Origin of the sequence: Methylobacterium sp. 10 (assembly GCF_000519085.1) — a bacterium.
Taxonomy (GTDB): Bacteria; Pseudomonadota; Alphaproteobacteria; order Rhizobiales; family Beijerinckiaceae; genus Methylobacterium.
The window spans coordinates 4,425,989-4,443,674 of the sequence record NZ_KI912577.1 but is presented as its reverse complement, the minus strand read 5'-3'; the positions used below and the strand labels follow the sequence as shown (position 1 = coordinate 4,443,674).

The following is a 17,686-nucleotide window of genomic DNA, read 5'->3' as shown; positions in this document are numbered from 1 at the left end:
TAAGGGCGAAGGTTCCAGCAAAAGGAACCGCGCCGGGATTGGCATCGGAGCATACGTCGTCATGCCGTTGGTTCGTCTTTATGCGCGTGTCATGAGCCTGCTCGGCGCCGATCGGCACCTTGCGATCCTGCTCGCCCTCGCCAATGTGGCCCTCGCGGTGGCGGCTTTCGCCGAGCCGCTGCTCATGGGACGCATCATCGATCAGCTGACGCATCTGAAGAGCGACGGCAACGCCTTCTCCACGCTGGCGCCGCTCATCGGCGCGTGGGTCGCCTTCGGCCTGTTCACCATAGCGGCTGGCGTCACCATCGCGCTGCATGCCGACCGGCTTGCCCATCGTAACCGTCTCGCCTCCATGGCGAATTATTTCGAGCACGTTCTCGAACTTCCGCTGGCCTTCCATTCCTCGAACCATTCCGGCCGCGTCCTAAAGGCGATGCTGGAAGGATCGAACGGCATGTTCTGGCTCTGGCTCGGCTTCTTCCGCGATCATTTCGTAGCCGTCGTGTCCCTGGCAGTGCTCCTGCCGATGACCCTGTTCGTGAACTGGCAGCTCGGCTCGATCCTGGTCGTGCTGGTGACGATGTTCACCGTCCTCACCACCTTCGTCATGCGCCGCACCGAGATGCTGCAAGGCCGGGTCGAGGCCTACCAGTCGGGCCTCGCCGCCCATGCCTCGGATGCCCTCGGCAACGTCGCCGTCATCCAGTCCTTCACCCGCGCCAAGGCGGAGAAGGAGGCCATGCACGGCATCATTCGCAACCTCCTCGCGGCCCAGATCCCGGTCCTTTCCTGGTGGGCGCTCGCCAACGTCGCGACCCGCGCTGCTGCGACCCTGACCATGACGGCCATCTTCATCACCGGCATCGCCCTGCATCAGCACGGCATGGCCTCGATCGGCGAAGTGGTGGCCTTCATGAGCCTGGCCACCATGCTCGTCGCCCGCCTCGATCAGGTCGCCACCTGCATTAACGGCCTGTTCCAGCAGATGCCCAAGATCGCCGAGTATTTCGAGATCCTCGACACCACCCCGGCGGTGCGCGATCGTCCCGGCGCCATGCAGGTGGCCCGTTTCGAGGGCGAGGTCTCGTTCGATCAGGTCGGCTTCTCCTACACCCCGCGCCGCAAGGCCGTGGAGAGCGTCTCCTTCACCGCGCAGGCCGGGCAGACCATCGCCCTCGTCGGCACCACCGGGTCAGGCAAGTCCACCACTTTGGGCCTCCTGCACCGCGCATTCGACCCGGATACCGGCGCGATCCGCATCGACGGTACCGACATCCGCGACATCGGCCTCTCCTCTCTGCGGCACAACATCGGCGTGGTGTTCCAGGAGCCGATGCTGTTCGCCCGCTCGATCCGCGAGAACCTTCAGGTCGGCCGTCCAGATGCCACCGATGCGGAGATGCTCGACGCCCTCGACCGCGCCCAGGCTACGGAATTTATGGATCGCCAGTTCGACGGTCTCGACACGATCATCGGCGAGCGCGGCCGCTCGCTCTCCGGCGGTGAGCGCCAGCGCCTGTCCATCGCAAGGGCGCTGCTCAAAAACCCGCCTGTACTGATCCTCGACGAGGCGACCTCTGCTCTGGACGCCACCACTGAGCGCAAGCTGCAGGGTGCGCTCGAGGCCGTGATGGAAGGCCGGACGACCTTCGTCATCGCTCACCGTCTGGCGACGATCCGCAACGCCGACCGCATCCTCGTCTTCCACGAGGGCCGGATCGTCGAATCGGGGACCTTCGAGGAACTCGTCGCAGAGAATGGCCGCTTTGCCGATCTTGCCCGAGCGCAGTTCATGGCTGGTACGGACGCCTCGGAACCCGCCCTCGCCCTGGCGGCATGACATGAGATGACCCTCCCCCTATCCGGGGGAGGGTGCCTGCAGAGCAGCTGGAAGAGGGGGCGATCTCTCCGGAAAACGCGCTCCCCTCATCCGACCCGCTGCGCAGGCCACCTTCTCCCGTTGAGGGGAAAAGGGAATTTCCATTCAATGCTTCTTATCGCGACGGGGAAGTGTCTTCGACGTCCTCCTCGGCCCACACCCTGAACTTAGTCAGAACGTTCGATCCAAACGTATGGGTCAATGGCACGTCGGCCGCGTCTCGCCCGCGGGCGACCAGGATGCGGCCACGGCGCGGAGCGTTGTTGCGGGGGTCGAAGACGTGCCAGGCGCCGCCGAGATAGACTTCGGTCCACGCCGCGAAATCGCCCGGCGCATGCGGCTCCGGTTCACCGATGAAACTTAGGTAGCCGGTGCAGTAGCGCGTCGGCATGTTCAAGCCACGGCAAAAGGCCACGAGCAGGTGGGCGTAGTCGCGGCAGACCCCGCGCCCCACGGCGAGGGCATCGGCGGCGGTGCGATCCACGTTCGAATAGCCGTAGCCGAAACTGATATGGCCGTGGACCCAATCGCAGACCGCCTGGGCGCGGGCCCAGCCGGGCGGGACATCGCCGAACAGGCGCCAAGCTTCGTTCGAGAGCAGGTCGGATTCGCAATAGCGGCTCGCCACGAGGAAAGGCAGGGCCTCCAGCGGCAGATCCTCGATGGGATGCTGGATCGCCTCGGGCACCACCGAATCGAGATCGCCGTCATCTTCGATCCATCCCTCCACCGAAAGGGTCACCGCCCCCGCTGGCGCCACGAGGCGGCAGCACCGGTTGCCGAAATCGTCGATGAACACTTCGTGCGGCGTCTCCGGACCAATGGCCAAGTAGTCCGGTTCCGTCGCTCGCGAGAACCGGCTTGGATGCGCCGTCAATCGAGCGATCATCGGAGTAGGATAGGCGAAGTCATAGCCCATCTCGCAACCGAACCTGATGCGCATTACCCTTGAACCTCCGACCGACCATCGCGCCAGCCCCGCTGCCCTCATGCCCGCGCGAGACCGTTCGGCATAGGCCGCGAAGGTCACAGGTGGATGTCGGCATGCAGGCTGCGGCACCCTGCTTCAGTGCTGGCGCGCCTCGGCCTGCCTTGCCAGCATCCGGGCCTGGAGCCGCTGGCGCCGTGCTGCAATGACGGTGCCATTGATTTCGCCACCGAAGAGGAACATCGCGGCGAGCCAGTAGAGGAAGACCAGAAACACCATCGCTGTCGCCAACCCGCCATAAGTGGAGGCGTAGGCGGTGGAGAACCGGTCGAGGTAGAAGCCGAACCCGAGGCCGGCGAGGAACCACAGGGCCAGCGTCACCGCCACGCCGGGGAGCACCGATAGGATCGGGCGTCGGCCGGCCGCCACGAATTTATGGGCGATGACGAGAACCGCCGCGAGGAGAAAGGCGGTGATGCCGATGCGGCCGAGGGCGACCGTGAGGCTCAACGGTTCGAGCCCCGGCGCCACGTCGATGACCCTGCGCCAGATCAACGGGCCCAGGACCACGAGAAGCGCGAAGGCGAGCATGGCGAAGGCGCCGCAGACGACGTAGCCGATCGATTCGAGGCGGGTGAGCCACCAGGGCCTGATCTCGCGCAGGCCGTAGGCGCGGTTGAGCCCCACCCTAAGGCTCTCCACTCCCGAGGACGAGAAGTAGAGGGCAAGGAGAGCACCGATGGTGAGCACGCCGCCGCGCTGCTCGGTGAGCACCCGGTGAACCTCTCCGGCAATGGGTTTGGCCACCTCGCGAGGCCACGCATCGAAAATGAGGATGCCGGCTTCGTCGGCGAGCGACTTGGTGCCGAGGAGGCCGGCCAAAGCCGCGAGCAGGATCAGGAAGGGAAACAGCGAGGTCAGGATCGAGAGAGCGATATGGCTCGCGATCGCCCAGCCGTCATGTGAGACGAAGCGCTGGGCGGCGAGGCTGGCGACGTTGGCGCTGTTGCGGAGACGGCTCACGGCGGGTGGGGCGCTTCTCGTGACTGTGGGGCTCGGATGATACCGCCTGTCTAAACGCGAGGCCGGGCGATGGCGCAACGTCCGGTTCGATCGTCCGGTCGATGCAGTGCTGCACGCCGCCGGGACAGCTTGCGTTCAGCGGTTTGGTGTGTTGCCTGCGCCACCGTCATGTCAGTCGATACACCGGTTTCCCCAACCCGTACCGTGCCCGCTTCGGCGGTCTCGTCGGTCTTCGTCCTGATCTGGGCGTCGGGATTCGTCGCGGCGCGCTTTGTGGCGCCCCATGCGGAGGCCTTTACTTTCGTCGCCATCCGGGTCGTCGGTGTCGCGATCGTGCTGACCGCTATCACAATCGGCCTTGGCGCGAGATGGCCTCGCAGTCGGACGGGATGGCGCGATGCCCTGGTTGCCGGCGTATTGATGCAGGGCATCTACGTCATCGGCGTGTTCTGGTCGGTGGAGCGTGGCCTGCCATCCGGCATTGCCGCCCTGGTCGGTAGTCTCCAGCCCCTGCTGACAGCGACCATGGCACGTCCATTCCTCGGCGAGGTCGTCAGCCTGCGTCGCTGGTCTGGGATCGCAATGGGCTTTACCGGCGCGCTTCTCGTGCTCGCCCCGAAAATCGGTACGGCGGACGCGTCCGGCATCCCGGTGCTTCCCCTCCTCGCCTGCCTCGCGGCCATGGTGGCGATGACCATCGGCACGCTGTGGCAGAAGAGCCATGCTGGACAGGCCGAACTGTTGCCGAATGCGGCGATCCAGTTTGTCGGGGCGGCGCTCCTCGCCGTGCCGGCGGCTCTTCTGTTCGGCACCAACCGTTTCGACGCGTCCCTGCCACTATGGGGCGGACTGGCCTGGTCGATCCTCGTCAATTCGGTGGCCGGCATCCTGCTCCTTCTCGCCCTGATCCGGCGCGGCGAGGTGGCCGGCGTGGCGTCCCTGCTCTTCCTCGTGCCGCCGGTCTCGGCGGCGATGGCCTATCTGCTATTCGGCGAGACCCTAGCCCTGATGCAGATGGCCGGCATGGCGGTGGCCACGATTGGCGTCGCCGTCGCTAGCCGCAGATGACTTTTTCTTTGATTCATCTCTCAATAAAATTCAGCTCTCCTGATTTTGTTGAGCAGATCCGGGCCTTTCTCCGAGAAAAATAATGAATTCAAGCGGGATAGTGCCGCGCTGCGGCGAGACGCCTCTACAGACTTGGCAAACCTGCCTATAATGAGCGCCAACCCTCATTCTAATTTGAGAGATTCGAACCATGTCCGCTTCCCCGGCCGTCTCCACCGAACCGCAGGATCTCCCGACCCTCGCCCAGGGCGCCGGCGAAGCCGCCAAGGCCCTCGTCGCCGAGGCGACCCGTCGGGTTCGCGCGAAGGTCCTCGGCACCGATGGGAAGATCTCGCCTGAGAAACTCGAGGCCGAGCAGCATGCGGCCCACGGCCTGGCCTGGCTCGCCACCTATGCAGAGGGTGTGCGCGAGCTCGGTGCCTATGCGACGCGACTGACCGAGACCGGAGAGTTCGGGGAGACCGAGTCTTTGCTCGTCAGGATCGGCATCGGCGAATATCTTGACCAGATGTTCTCCGGCATTCCCATGAGTCAGGGCGAGATTGTGCGTCCGGTCGGCTCGCTGGGCCTGTCCGCTCGCGAGGTTGCAAAGTTCCGGACCGATGCCGTCGAAAGCATGATCGTCGATGGCAACACGGTTGAGAACCGCGCCGCGCTCGTGGCGCGCATCCGCGACAATGGCGGCTCCGCCACTATCGGCAAGTCCGGCCTGGACGAAGACATGGAGGCGATCCGCTCCGAGATGCGTCGCTTCGGTCTCGCCGAGGTCGTGCCGCACGCCCACGAGTGGCACAGCCAGAACGCCTACATCCCTATGGAAATCGTTACCAAGATGGCCGAGCTCGGCGTCTTCGGCCTGACGATCCCCGAGGAATACGGCGGTATGGGCCTGCCGAAAATCTCCATGTGCGTCGTCTCAGAGGAACTCTCCCGCGCCTATATCGGCGTCGGCTCGCTCGGCACCCGTTCGGAGATCGCCGCCGAACTCATCCTTTGCGGTGGCACCGAGGAGCAGAAGCACCGCTTCCTGCCGGGAATCGCATCGGGCGACACGCTCCCCACTGCCGTATTCACCGAGCCGAATACCGGCTCCGATCTCGCTTCCCTTCGGACCAAGGCGGTGAAGGACGGTGACGTCTGGAAGATCTCGGGCAACAAGACCTGGATCACACACCCGGTCCGTGCCGACATCATGACCTGCCTCGTGCGCACCAAGCCCGAGGAGAAGGGCCATAGGGGCCTTTCGCTGCTCGTTGCCGAGAAGCCGCGCGGCACCGATGCGGATCCCTTCCCGGTGGCCGGCCTATCCGGCGGCGAGATCCACGTCCTCGGCTATCGCGGCATGAAGGAATACGAGCTCGCATTCGACAATTTCGAAGTGCCTGCGGCCAACCTCCTCGGAGAAGTCGAGGGCAAGGGCTTCACGCAGCTCATGCAGACCTTCGAATCGGCCCGTATCCAGACGGCGGCCCGTGCCATCGGCGTAGCACAGAACGCCCTCGACCTCGGCCTGCGCTACGCCGAGGATCGGGTGCAGTTCGGCAAGGCACTGATCAACTTCCCCCGTGTGGCCGACAAGATCGCGATGATGGCGGTGGAGATCAACATCGCCCGCCAGCTGACTTACTTCTCCGCCCGCGAGAAGGACGAGGGCAAACGCTGCGATCTCGAGGCCGGCATGGCCAAGCTGCTCGGCGCCCGCGTCGCCTGGGCGGCGGCCGACAACGCCCTGCAGATCCACGGCGGCAACGGTTTCGCGCTGGAATACGCGGTTAGCCGCGTGCTCTGTGACGCGCGCATCCTCTCGATCTTCGAAGGTGCCGCCGAGATCCAGGCTCAGGTCATCGCCCGCCGCCTGCTCGAGACTGTCTGAGCCTCCACGCCGCGCGCGGCGGCTGGGCGGTCAGCCCGGTCGCCAACGCGGTTTCCGAACGAAAAAAAGGCCTGGAACCGGGTTATCCCTGGTTCCAGGCCTTTTCTGTGTTGATGTCCCTCTCCCCCAAATAAGGGTAGGAGGCGCGGATCCTACTCCGCTGGTGCGTGATGGCTCGACGGCATAGAGCCCGCATCAGCCGCCTTCGGCTCGTGCTCCACCGGCTTCGTCTTGAACAGGCGCATGACGAAGACGAAGAAGACCGGCACGAACAGAACCGCCAGGATGGTGGCGGAGATCATGCCGCCGAGCACGCCGGTGCCGATGGCCTGCTGGCTCTTCGACGCCGCGCCCGAAGCGATGGCCAGGGGCACCACGCCGAAGATGAAGGCCAGCGAAGTCATCACGATCGGCCGAAAGCGGAGCGTCGATGCCTCGATGGTCGCATCGACCAGCGATTTACCCGGTCGCCACAGGTCCTTGGCGAACTCCACGATCAGGATCGCATTCTTGGCCGAGAGGCCGATGATCGTGATGAGCCCGATCTTGAAGTAGACGTCGTTGGGCATCCCCCTCAGGTAGACCGCCGCAACCGAGCCAATGACACCGAGCGGAATCACCAGCAACACTGAAAACGGGATCGACCAGCTCTCGTAAAGGGCCGCAAGACACAGGAACACGATCAGGATCGACAGGGCCAGCAACAGAGTCGCCTGACTACCGGCCTGCTTCTCCTGCAGCGACTGGCCAGTCCAGATGTAGCCGAAGCCCTTGGGCAGCTGCTGCATCAGGCGCTCCATCTCGGCGATCGCATCACCGGAGGTGTAGCCCGGTGCTGGCTCGCCTGTGATACGCACCGACTGATAGCCGTTAAAGCCGATGATCTGCGCCGGCCCGACACTCCATTTGAGGTCGGCGAAGGACGACATCGGCACCATCGCGCCCTGGCTGTTCTTCACGCCGTAGTTCAGCAGGTCGGCTGCCTTCAGACGCTGGCTGTCCTCGGCCTGCACGATCACGCGCTGCATTTTGCCCCGGTTCGGAAAGTCATTGGTATAGACCGAACCGAGATTGACCTGGATCGTGTTGTTGATCTCCTCGAAGTCGACGCCCAGGGCTGCCGCCTTCTCGCGATCAATAACGAGCTCCGCTTGCGGCGCCGGGGGAAGGCCCTCGACATAGACCTTCTGCAGGATCGGGCTCTTCTTCGCGAGCGAGAGCAACTGTTCCTGCGCCGCCATCAGGGCCGAATACCCCTTTTGGGCGCGGTCCTGAAGGCGGAAGCTGAAGCCCGAGGCGTTGCCGAGGTTGTCGATCGGCGGCGGCTCCAGCGCCTGAATCACAGCATCCTTATATGTGCCGAGGGCCTTGTTGGTACCCTCCACCAGGGCAGCCGCCGAGTTGGCCGCGTCGCGCTCACCCCAGGGCTTCAGCGTCACGAAGGCCTGACTCGTCACCTGACCCTGTCCGGAGAACGAGAAGCCGTTGACGACCGTCACCGTGGCAACGCCGGACTGGGCCATCAGATGCTCCTCCACCGCCTTCACGGCGTTGAGGGTGCGGTTGAAGGAAGAGCCGGGCGGCGTCTGGATGTCGACGGTGAAGAAGCCCTGATCCTCCACCGGAAGGAAGCCTTCCGGCATCCGCACAAAAGCGAAGGCGAGGCCGATGACGAGGGCGAGATAGATCAGCATCACCCGGCCGGACCGCTTGATCATGCCCGCGACGCCGCGCCCGTAACGCGCGGTCTCACGGTCGACCACCCGGTTAAACCATCCGAACACACCGCCCTTGGCATGGCCGTGGCCCTTCTCGATGGGCTTGAGCAGGGTGGCGCAGAGAGCGGGCGTCAGCGTCAGGGCGAGCAGCGCCGAGAAGCCGATGGATGTTACCATGGCGATGGAGAACTGGCGGTAGATGATGCCCACCGAGCCCGGGAAGAACGCCATCGGGATGAAGACCGCGATGAGCACCAGAGTGATACCGATGATGGCGCCGGTGATCTGGCTCATCGCCTTGCGGGTCGCCTCCTTCGGAGACAGCCCTTCCTCGTTCATAATGCGCTCGACATTCTCGACCACCACGATGGCGTCATCGACGAGGATGCCGATGGCCAGCACCATGCCGAACATGGTGAGCACGTTCACCGAGAAGCCGGCGAGAAGCATCACTGTGCAGGTGCCCATGAGGGCGATCGGCACGACGATGGTCGGAATCAGCGTGTAGCGTATGTTCTGGAGGAAGAGGAACATCACCACGAAGACGAGAATGACGGCCTCCACCAGCGTCATCAGCACCTTCTTGATCGAAGCTTCGACCGCGGGCGTGATGTCGTAGGGGATGTCCCATTGGACGTTGGAGGGGAAAAACTGCGACAGCTCCTCCATCTTCGCGCGGATGGCGGAGGCAGTCTCGAGGGCGTTGCCGTCCGGCGCCAGGGTCACTGAGATGCCCGCGGCCTCACCGCCATTCAGCCGGGTGGTAAACTTGTAGTCTTCACCACCGAGCTCGATCCGGGCGATGTCACGCAGTCGCACGTTTGACCCGTCCGGGTTGGCACGCAGGACGATGGCGCCGAACTCCTCCGGAGCCGTCATCTGTCCCTTCACGATGATCGGGAAGTTGACGGTATTCGAGGCCGGGCTCGGCATGGCGCCGACGGCCCCCGATGCGATCTGGACATTCTGGTTGGTGATCGCCTTCGACACGTCAGAGGCGTTGAGCGACAGGCCGCGCAGCTTGTCGGAATCGATCCAGATGCGAAGGCTGCGCTCGGTGGAATAGAGCGTGGCGCGGCCGACACCGGGAATGCGGCGGATCTCGTTGATGACGTTGCGAATGAGGAAGTCGCCCAGCGCGATCTCGTCCATCGACTTATCGGGTGAGATCAGGGTGATGATGTTCAGCGTCGCGGCGGAGGCTTCCTCCACCAGTGTGCCCTGCTGGCGTACCTCGGCCGGCAGTCGCGCCTCGACGCGCTTGAGGCGGTTCTGCACTTCCACACCAGCAAGGCTAGAATCTGTGCCCGGTTGGAACTGCGCCGTGATCTCGATGACACCGAACGCGTCGCTCGCGGATTCGAAACTGAGGATATTGGCCGCGCCGTTGAGCTCGTCCTCGATGAGGCGTGTGGTGCCGGTATAGAGGTTCTCGACCGATGCTCCGGGATAGGACGTGGAGAGGGCGATCGAGGGCGGAGCGATGACGGGATACTGCGCCACCGGCAGGCTCGGGATCGACAGGATGCCACCGAGGCAGATGAAGAGCGCAACGACCCAAGCGAAGATAGGGCGATCGATGAAGAAGCGGGCCATGGGTCAGCGCACCTGAGCGGAAGCGGGCTGCGCAGCGGGCGCCTTGTCGTCGAGATCGGTATCGTGAGGCTTGGCCTCCGCCTGGGCGGCGACCTTCATCTCGACGGTCTTGACCGACGAACCCACCGAAATCTTCTGGACGCCCTCCACCACGACGCGGTCGCCGGACTTGAGCCCGTCGCGAATGACCCACTGCGAATCGACGACGGGTCCGACCTCTACCGGCTGGAGCATGACCTTGTCGTCCTTGCCGACCACCCAGACCTCGGCCTTGCCGTCGTTGGTGCGCTGGATCGCCTGCTGAGGCACGGCGATGGCGTCGACATCGATGCCCTGCTTGATGCGGGCGCGGACATACATGCCCGGGAACAGCTCGTCATGCGGGTTCGGGAACAGCACTCGCAGGGTGACCTGTCCGGTACTTGGATCGGCGGTGACATCGGAGAACAGCACCTTGCCCGCCGAGCCGTAGAGTGAACCGTCATCCATGATGAGATGCGCGTTGGCGGTGTCGTTCGACAGGCGCGAGAGCTCACCGCTGGCGAGGTCCCTGCGGAGCTTGTTCAGCTCGCCGACGGACTGGGTTATGTCCACGTAGATCGGATCGAGCTGCTGGATCGTGGCAAGGTTGGCGGTAGCGCCCTGTTCCACCAGCGTACCCTCGGTGAGCAGGGCGCGGCCGATCCGGCCGGAGATCGGCGCACGGACGTCGGTGTAGTTGAGGTTCAGCTTGGCCCGGTCGCGGGCGGCTTTGGCGCCGGCCACTTCGGCCTGAGCCTGCTTCAGGCCGGCATAGGCGCTGTCGTATTGCGCCTGGCTTGCGGTCTGGCGGGACAGGAGCTGCTCGAGCCGGTCGGCCTGCTGGCCCGCCAGGACCTGGGCGGCCTCCGTGCGGGCGAGCGCTGCCTCTGCACTCGCCAGTTCTGCCTCGAACGGGGCCGGGTCGATCTTGTAGAGGATGTCGCCTTCCTTAACCAAGCTGCCCTGTTCGAACGTGCGCTTGACCACGAGACCGGACACGCGGGAACGCACTTCGGCGATGCGCAGCGGCGCGACGCGGCCAGGCAGGTCGCGGAGATAAGGGATCGGCTGCTCGCGAACTGTGACGATGCTGACTTCGGCGGGTGGGCTTGGAACCGGAGCCGCAGCCTGCTGTTTCTGATTGCAGGCAGACAGGGCGACCATGACGGAGGCTGCAGCCAGGGAGGCCGGCCAGACACGTCGGGTACGAAGGGCAGTGGACGTCACGATGATTTCGCTCCTGTGCGACACACGGTCGATCGCAACCCGCCCGGCGGATTGGCAGCTCTGGCACTCAAGGCCCGGGCGAAGATCCGCGTAGCGACTTCGGCACCGTGGCAATCGCTGGGCCACGCGAGGCGGCCATGGCGTCATAGGCGTGCGTCGGCCGATACAGGGCAGACCACACACGTCCCGGCTTCAGCAATCGTTCACAATCTTGGCGATCGCGCGACGCAAGCCGGGAAAAGGATAAGCTTCGACGCAGCGTGGTCAAAACGCCGCGGCTAAACTCTCACGCGACGATCCTGGGAGGGCGGTGAAGTGGGGCGTCCGCGCTGATACCGAGAGCAAGCGCCGAACGCCCGCGCAAGGTCGGCGCCGACACTGTACCGAGAACCCGCGATCCCGGAAGGGAGGGCGACGTCACCGCGTCATCGATCTCCAGACGCGATGCGGCACCGGTCGACGGAGCCTCACCCTGGCTCGAGAAACCATCCGGCCCCTGGCTGCTGACAGGCGCACCGACGCCGGCAGCCCACAGCTCCTGCGGGAGGCTCGGCAGCACCATCACGAGCAAGGAGAGCAACACCAGAATCGTCGACAGGGCCGAGCACGGACGCCCGACCGACTGCGCTCGAATGGCGGTCGAAGCGAGGCATCGTACCTCCGGCGAGGCAACGGCGGATATGGTCGGCACTGAGGTCACGAAACTGAGGGTGGTGCGAAAGTTCCCGCAACGCAATAACCTGCGACATTCTGTCAAACAGCCGTATGGTAGTTCGAATTACGGCCGTTGCTCCAATCCCACAGCATATTTCGTTCGCATCGCAGCGGGTTGACCGTCCTTAACCATCCGGCCAAGTCTGCTCGCCCGATCATCTGTAGTCCGGCCCCCTCAGGCCGGACCTCGCCGGAATGGGAGATGGGGTGCGTATGCACCGGCCTGTCCAGGTCCGGCCGGAGACGACCAAAATGGGCATGCGCTCCCTTCTCGCCGCCACGGCTCTCGCGATGGGCATGGGCTTTGCCACGTGCGGCGGCGCCAGCGCCGGAAACCCGTTCGACAGCGGGCCGATCGCCGACTTCATGAACATTTTCAAGGAGCAGGCGATCCCACGCGAGACAATTGCGTGGAAGGGCGCGGAGAAGCCCGGCACCATCGTGGTCTCGACGAGTCAGCGCCGTCTCTACTACGTACTCGGCGGGGGCCAGGCCGTCCGCTATGGGGTCGGTGTCGGGCGCCAGGGCTTCTCCTGGTCCGGTCAGAAGTCGGTGACGATGAAGAAGGAATGGCCTGCTTGGCGCCCACCGGCGCAGATGCTGGCCCGGCGGCCCGACCTGCCGCGCTTCATGGCCGGCGGCCAGGACAATCCCCTTGGCGCACGGGCGATGTATCTCGGCTCCTCGCTCTACCGTATCCACGGCTCCAACGAGCCGGAGACCATGGGGGCCGCCGTCTCGTCGGGCTGCATCCGCATGACCAACAAGGATGTGGTCGACCTTTACGATCGGGTGAAGGTCGGCACGAAGGTGATCGTGCGCAACTAAAAGACCCGATCCGCCTCCCGCCGGTCTCCGGTCGGCTGCGACCGGACGAAGTAGGAATCGGAATGATCTTCGGCATCGACATCGGCCTCATAGCGGGCCTGTTCGCGGTGGCCGTGGCGGCCGGGTGTGTCGATGCCATTGCGGGGGGCGGCGGCCTCATCACGGTGCCGGCCCTGCTCCTCTCCGGACTCGATCCGGTGAGCGCCATCGCCACCAACAAGCTCCAGGGCAGTGCGGGGGCCGTCTCATCGACCATCGCGTTCGCGCGGCGCGGTCACATCCATTGGCCGGCGGCCTGGAAGATCGCGCTCAGCGCCGGCCTCGCTTCGGTGGCCGGCGCCCTATGCGTGAGCCTGCTGCCACGATCTGTGCTCGACGCTGCGGTGCCGATCCTGCTCATCGGAATCGCGCTCTACTTCGCCTTCGCGAGACGCATGAGCAGCGAGGACGCGACGGCGCGGATGCGGCCCGGCCTGTTCGCGCTCACCTGGGCGCCCGCCGTCGGGTTCTACGACGGCGTGTTCGGCCCGGGCGCCGGCGCGTTCTACATGATCGGGTTCGTGACGCTGCTGGGCCTCGGCGTGGTACGCGCCACCGCCCACACCAAGCTCGCCAATGCGGCGAGCAACCTCGGCAGCCTCGCTCTGTTCGCGGCCGGCGGGCACGTGGTCTGGCCGATCGGCCTCGCCATGGCGGTGGGTGCCTTCATCGGGGCTCAGATCGGTTCGATCCTGGCGATCCGCCTCGGTGCGAAGCTGATCCGGCCGCTCCTCGTCACCATCGCGTGCGCGATGGCGATCCGGCTGCTCTCGAACCCCGAGAACCCGCTGCGGCAGGCCGTGATGGGTCTGTTTGCCGGGAGCTGAGCGCAGGCGTCAGCGCGGCATGAAGGCCCAGTAATCCAGGTCGAGGATCACGGCGGGGTCGTAGCCTTCGGGCGTCTTGTCCGGGTGGTTGCCGCAGGGCTGGTTCTTGGTGGCGACGGTACGCAGGCGCAGGGCACCGATATCGGAACGGCCGGGAAGCTCAGCGGCTTCAAGCACTTCACTCCACGCGTAGACGGTATCACCGGCAAAGAGCGGTGCCACGTGGCGCCCAGCATTGATGCCGGCGAGGGCGAAGGCGTTGCCGAGGCCGTTGAAGCTTAGCGCGCGGGCGAGCGAGATCACGACGCCGCCATAGATCAGGCGACGGCCGAACCGGGTATCCTTCGCGGCGAACCCGTCGAAATGCACCTTGGCGGTGTTCTGGTAGAGGCGCGTGGCGATCTGGTGCTCGGCCTCCTCGACGGTCATGCCGTCCACATGGTCGATCTTCTCCCCGACCACGTAATCGCCGAACCGGTGCGGAGAGCCGGCGAGGTCGAGATCGTAGGCGCCGACGTTGAGCGGGGGCAGGGCACCGGCGAGGTCGGCCGGATCGACCGCCTTGGCGAAGGTCGGGACGTGCTCCTGTTCGATCTTTGCTTCCGGATCGCGCTTCTTCACCAGCACCCAGCGGCAATAGCTCAGAACCGTCTCGCCATTTGCGTCCGAGCCGGTGGAGCGCACGTAGACCACGCCGGTCTGGCGGTTCGAGCTCTCCTTGAGGCCGATCACCTCGGAGACCGTGGACAGGGTCTCGCCCGGATAGACCGGACGGCGGAAGCCGCCCTCGGCATAGCCGAGATTGGCGAGCGCGTTCAGGGAGATGTCCGGCACCGTCTTGCCGAACACGACGTGGAAGGTGAGCAGGTCGTCGAGCGGGCTCTGCGGGTAGCCGATCGCCTTGGCGAAAGCATCCGAAGACTGCACCGCGAAGCGTGGCCCGTAGAGCGAGGTATAGAGCGCGACGTCGCCGCTCGTCACCGTGCGTGGGGTGGCATGGCGGATGGTTTCGCCGAGGCGGTAATCCTCGAAGAAGCGGCCGGGATTGGTCTTCATCACTGGGTCGTCCTTCGGATTGGGTCTCGTCTCTTCGGCCCGGGGCGGACTCAGCCGCCGTAGACGACGGTCTGGGGCGGAATGAACTCGTGCAGGAGGCGGCTCACGAAGAGCAGCAGGAGCACGAGGACGATCGGCGACAGGTCGATGCCGCCGAGATTGGGCAGGATGCTGCGGATCGGGCGAAGGACCGGCTCGGTCAGCCGATACAGCACCTCACCGATCTGCGAGACGATCGGATTGCGGACATTGACCACGTTGAAGGCCACGAGCCAGCTCAGCACGGCACTGGCGATGAGTACATAGATGAAGAGCTGCACGACGGTGTCGAAGAGCCAGAGAAGAGCATACATGCGCGGTCTGATGTCCTCGTTCGCCCTGCCTTGTCAGGCTTGGGTCTAACGTCGGGAATTCCGGAATTGACAGGTCGAGGTACGCGCGCCTACAAGGCCGGCACCTCGGAACGGGGCTGTAGCTCAGATGGGAGAGCGCCGCAATCGCACTGCGGAGGTCAGCGGTTCGATCCCGCTCAGCTCCACCAGGTTTCTTTCAAGCCCCTGGTGAACAACGATCTTGTGAGGATCGCGCCGTCGCCTCGACGACCGTGCGGCCCATCACCGCCACCGCCATGAGACGGTGGTTTCAAGCGCCATCGGACGGCGTTTCGAGCGCCATCCGACCCCCTTTATCCCTCCAGGCGTCCCATGCGGGATGGCGGTGGTCCGTACCGGCGCGAAACCGGTTCAGGACGCTGCGGATCGGCACAGGGCCGTGCCGTCACGGATCATGAAATTCACCAGCGTCGGGGAGACGCCGTTCTCGCGGGCGAGGACGGTCTGCGGAATGCCGTCGATCCTGTGGGCGAGGAAAACCCGGCGGGTGCGCTCCGACGTCGTCTCCAGCGCGGCCAGGACGGCCTTCAGCGCCTGGCATTGTTCGAGGTGGTCCTGCGGGCAGGTGCAGGGGGCAGGGACGGCCTCGGCCTGATCGTCCGGCACGAAGCGGCAGCGCTCGCGGAGGGTGCGGCGCGCCCAGTCGATGGCGGCGTTCCGCACCATCCGCCGCAGGTACGGCAGCGGCGCCTCGATGCGGCGCCCACCACGCAGGTCGGCGGCCGGCTCCTCGCAGAGCTTGAGCACCACCTCCTGCACCACATCCTCGGCCGCGGCGCGATCGTGCAGGATCTGCGTCGCGTAGGCGACGAGGCTCGATTGTTCGGCGATGAGAGCGGCCAGCAGCGGAGCGTCGATGTCGCTTCGCGTCTCGTGCGTATGACGTTGTCCCATGGACGACCTTCTTCGAATGTGCAGGCCAGGACGAAACCGGGCGAAACCACCCCGCCGCGCCACATCGCCGGGCAAGTGCCACCCCCCAACTCGGATACGGAGGCTAAAGAGGGAAATTTCACAGACTTACAAGGGCGCAATGGTCAGAAAATATTTGAATTAGAAGTCTTCTAAACTCAACACGGATAGTCGAGAATGACGATTCGGTGGCGATTTAGGCTCGTTACGAAGGACTTATGCTGCCGCAAGACATCGTACCTGCCCGAATCGCGGCTTTGCATGGCCGCGAGTCATCCTTTGCATGGCCAGCGACATTTTCGGATCGTGATCGGTTGTATCCAGACTATCTTACCCGCTCGGCGTTAGATAGGCCGGTTGTGGTGAGGCCGCGAGGCGACCGATGCTGGATCGTTCGGCCGCGCGGCATGCGATCGCCGGGAGTTTTTCGAGCGCCACTAAATTTACCACGCTGCCGGTCGTCTTCTCCCAAAAGGGCGTCCCGGTTCGCGGATGCCGGTTCCAGCCAACGACGAGACACGATGCTCCGGACGACAGCACCCTTTCGATGCGGCGAGGCGACGGGCCGTCCCCTCGATGTCTATCGCGACGGCGACCGGCTCAGCGTCGTGGCGGAGGGTCGGGTTGGTCTCCGCCTGCGCCTTCAACAGGGGAGCCGTCCGCATCTCTCCCTCGAGGAGCCCGCGAGACCCGATCCGAGCGAGATCCTGACCAGCGTCACGGCGGCCTTCGAGATGGTCTCGGCGACCCATCCCGAGGCCGAGCGGATCGGGCTCGATTCCGCGAGCTTCGCCGGCCTCGCCGATTCGCTGATGGAACGCGGGCTCGCCGTGCGGGAGGGAGACACACTCGGCGTCGATCCAGCGATGCTGTGGCAGCGGCCCGAACCCTGGCTCGCCACCCTGGTGGCGCGCGATTTTCCGGCGCGGCCGGTGATGAGCGACGGCAAGCGCCATCCGCAGCGGCCGCCGAAACCCAACGGTACGATCTATTCCCGCTTCATCCCCTGGCTCGGACAGGCCGTGGCGTTCCGCGCCGCCACAATCGACGACGTCGATACCCTGCATCGCTGGTTCAACGACCCGGTGGTCGATGCCGCCTGGGGCGAGGCGGGCGGGCGCGACAAGCATGAGGCCTATCTCGCCGGCCTCATCGCCGACCCGCACATGATCCCGCTGATCGGCACGATCGGCGGCGAACCCTTCGGCTATTTCGAGATCTACTGGGCCAAGGAGAACCGCCTCGCCCCGTTCTACGACGTGCAGGATTACGATCGCGGCTGGCATGTCCTGATCGGCGAGAGCCGCTTTCGCGGCAAGGCCTACATCTCGGCCTGGCTGCCCTCGCTGATGCACGCGCTCTTCCTCGACGACCCGCGCACGGAGCGGATCGTCGGCGAGCCCAAGGCGGACCATGTCCAGCAATTGCGTAACCTGGAACGGTCGGGCTTCGCGCGGATCAAGACCTTCGATTTTCCGCACAAGCGTGCGGCCCTGGTGATGCTCCTGCGCGAGCGCTTCTTCTGCGAACGGCTGTGGTCGCCGACGGGGGGCCTGCCCGCTTCGCCGGCGAGCTGACGGGA

At 65.1% G+C, this 17,686-nt stretch carries 13 protein-coding genes and 1 tRNA gene; 7 read left to right on the top strand and 7 right to left on the bottom strand.

Annotated elements, in window-relative coordinates; all coding sequences use genetic code 11:
* The first annotated feature begins 61 nt into the window (after window positions 1-61).
* Window positions 62-1,843 carry a glucan ABC transporter ATP-binding protein/ permease gene (locus tag K368_RS0120880; protein WP_027174043.1) on the top strand — a complete coding sequence of 594 codons (1,782 nt, stop codon included), beginning with the start codon at window positions 62-64 and terminating at the stop codon, window positions 1,841-1,843.
* A gap of 154 nt (window positions 1,844-1,997) precedes the next feature.
* Here K368_RS0120880 and K368_RS0120875 read toward each other — a convergent pair whose 3' ends face one another.
* Window positions 1,998-2,825, bottom strand: coding sequence for a transglutaminase family protein (locus K368_RS0120875; RefSeq protein ID WP_027174042.1), 828 nt, complete (start codon window positions 2,823-2,825; stop codon window positions 1,998-2,000).
* Window positions 2,826-2,948: 123 nt separating this feature from the next.
* Window positions 2,949-3,833, bottom strand: coding sequence for a YihY/virulence factor BrkB family protein (locus K368_RS0120870; protein WP_027174041.1), 885 nt, complete (start codon window positions 3,831-3,833; stop codon window positions 2,949-2,951).
* Between the two features lie 168 nt (window positions 3,834-4,001).
* On the opposite strand from K368_RS0120870, the gene K368_RS0120865 reads away from it, so the two are divergent.
* Window positions 4,002-4,901, top strand: coding sequence for a DMT family transporter (locus K368_RS0120865; protein ID WP_036266563.1), 900 nt, complete (start codon window positions 4,002-4,004; stop codon window positions 4,899-4,901).
* Between the two features lie 190 nt (window positions 4,902-5,091).
* On the top strand, window positions 5,092-6,774 hold the full coding sequence (locus K368_RS0120860; RefSeq protein ID WP_027174039.1) for an acyl-CoA dehydrogenase family protein: 1,683 nt from the start codon (window positions 5,092-5,094) through the stop codon (window positions 6,772-6,774).
* 152 nt (window positions 6,775-6,926) lie between these two features.
* On the opposite strand, the gene K368_RS0120855 is transcribed toward K368_RS0120860, so the two are convergent.
* Together K368_RS0120855 and K368_RS0120850 are read right to left on the bottom strand one after the other, a co-directional pair.
* The gene (locus K368_RS0120855) at window positions 6,927-10,088 is read right to left on the bottom strand and encodes a multidrug efflux RND transporter permease subunit (RefSeq protein ID WP_027174038.1); all 3,162 of its coding nucleotides are present in this window, start codon (window positions 10,086-10,088) and stop codon (window positions 6,927-6,929) included.
* A gap of 3 nt (window positions 10,089-10,091) precedes the next feature.
* Window positions 10,092-11,273: an efflux RND transporter periplasmic adaptor subunit gene (locus tag K368_RS0120850; RefSeq protein ID WP_245259704.1), complete on the bottom strand. Its 1,182-nt coding sequence runs from the start codon at window positions 11,271-11,273 to the stop codon at window positions 10,092-10,094.
* A gap of 1,068 nt (window positions 11,274-12,341) precedes the next feature.
* Between K368_RS0120850 and K368_RS0120840 the strand changes: the two genes are divergently transcribed.
* Window positions 12,342-12,878: a L,D-transpeptidase gene (locus K368_RS0120840; RefSeq protein WP_081739709.1), complete on the top strand. Its 537-nt coding sequence runs from the start codon at window positions 12,342-12,344 to the stop codon at window positions 12,876-12,878.
* 62 nt (window positions 12,879-12,940) lie between these two features.
* A complete protein-coding gene (locus tag K368_RS0120835; protein WP_027174034.1) occupies window positions 12,941-13,744 on the top strand; it encodes a TSUP family transporter in 804 nt (267 codons plus the stop codon).
* Window positions 13,745-13,753: 9 nt separating this feature from the next.
* Here K368_RS0120835 and K368_RS0120830 read toward each other — a convergent pair whose 3' ends face one another.
* Entirely contained in the window at window positions 13,754-14,800 is a 1,047-nt protein-coding gene (locus K368_RS0120830; RefSeq protein ID WP_027174033.1) for a MaoC family dehydratase, read from the bottom strand.
* Between the two features lie 50 nt (window positions 14,801-14,850).
* Window positions 14,851-15,153: a YggT family protein gene (locus K368_RS0120825; protein ID WP_027174032.1), complete on the bottom strand. Its 303-nt coding sequence runs from the start codon at window positions 15,151-15,153 to the stop codon at window positions 14,851-14,853.
* A gap of 112 nt (window positions 15,154-15,265) precedes the next feature.
* Here K368_RS0120825 and K368_RS0120820 point away from each other — a divergent pair.
* Window positions 15,266-15,341: transfer RNA gene (locus tag K368_RS0120820), tRNA-Ala, on the top strand.
* 202 nt (window positions 15,342-15,543) lie between these two features.
* On the opposite strand, the gene K368_RS0120815 is transcribed toward K368_RS0120820, so the two are convergent.
* On the bottom strand, window positions 15,544-16,086 hold the full coding sequence (locus K368_RS0120815) for a sigma-70 family RNA polymerase sigma factor (RefSeq protein WP_027174031.1): 543 nt from the start codon (window positions 16,084-16,086) through the stop codon (window positions 15,544-15,546).
* Window positions 16,087-16,625: 539 nt separating this feature from the next.
* Here K368_RS0120815 and K368_RS0120810 point away from each other — a divergent pair.
* Window positions 16,626-17,681 (top strand): GNAT family N-acetyltransferase, encoded by a 1,056-nt coding sequence (locus K368_RS0120810; RefSeq protein WP_027174030.1) that lies wholly within the window; start codon window positions 16,626-16,628, stop codon window positions 17,679-17,681.
* Window positions 17,682-17,686 lie beyond the last annotated feature (5 nt).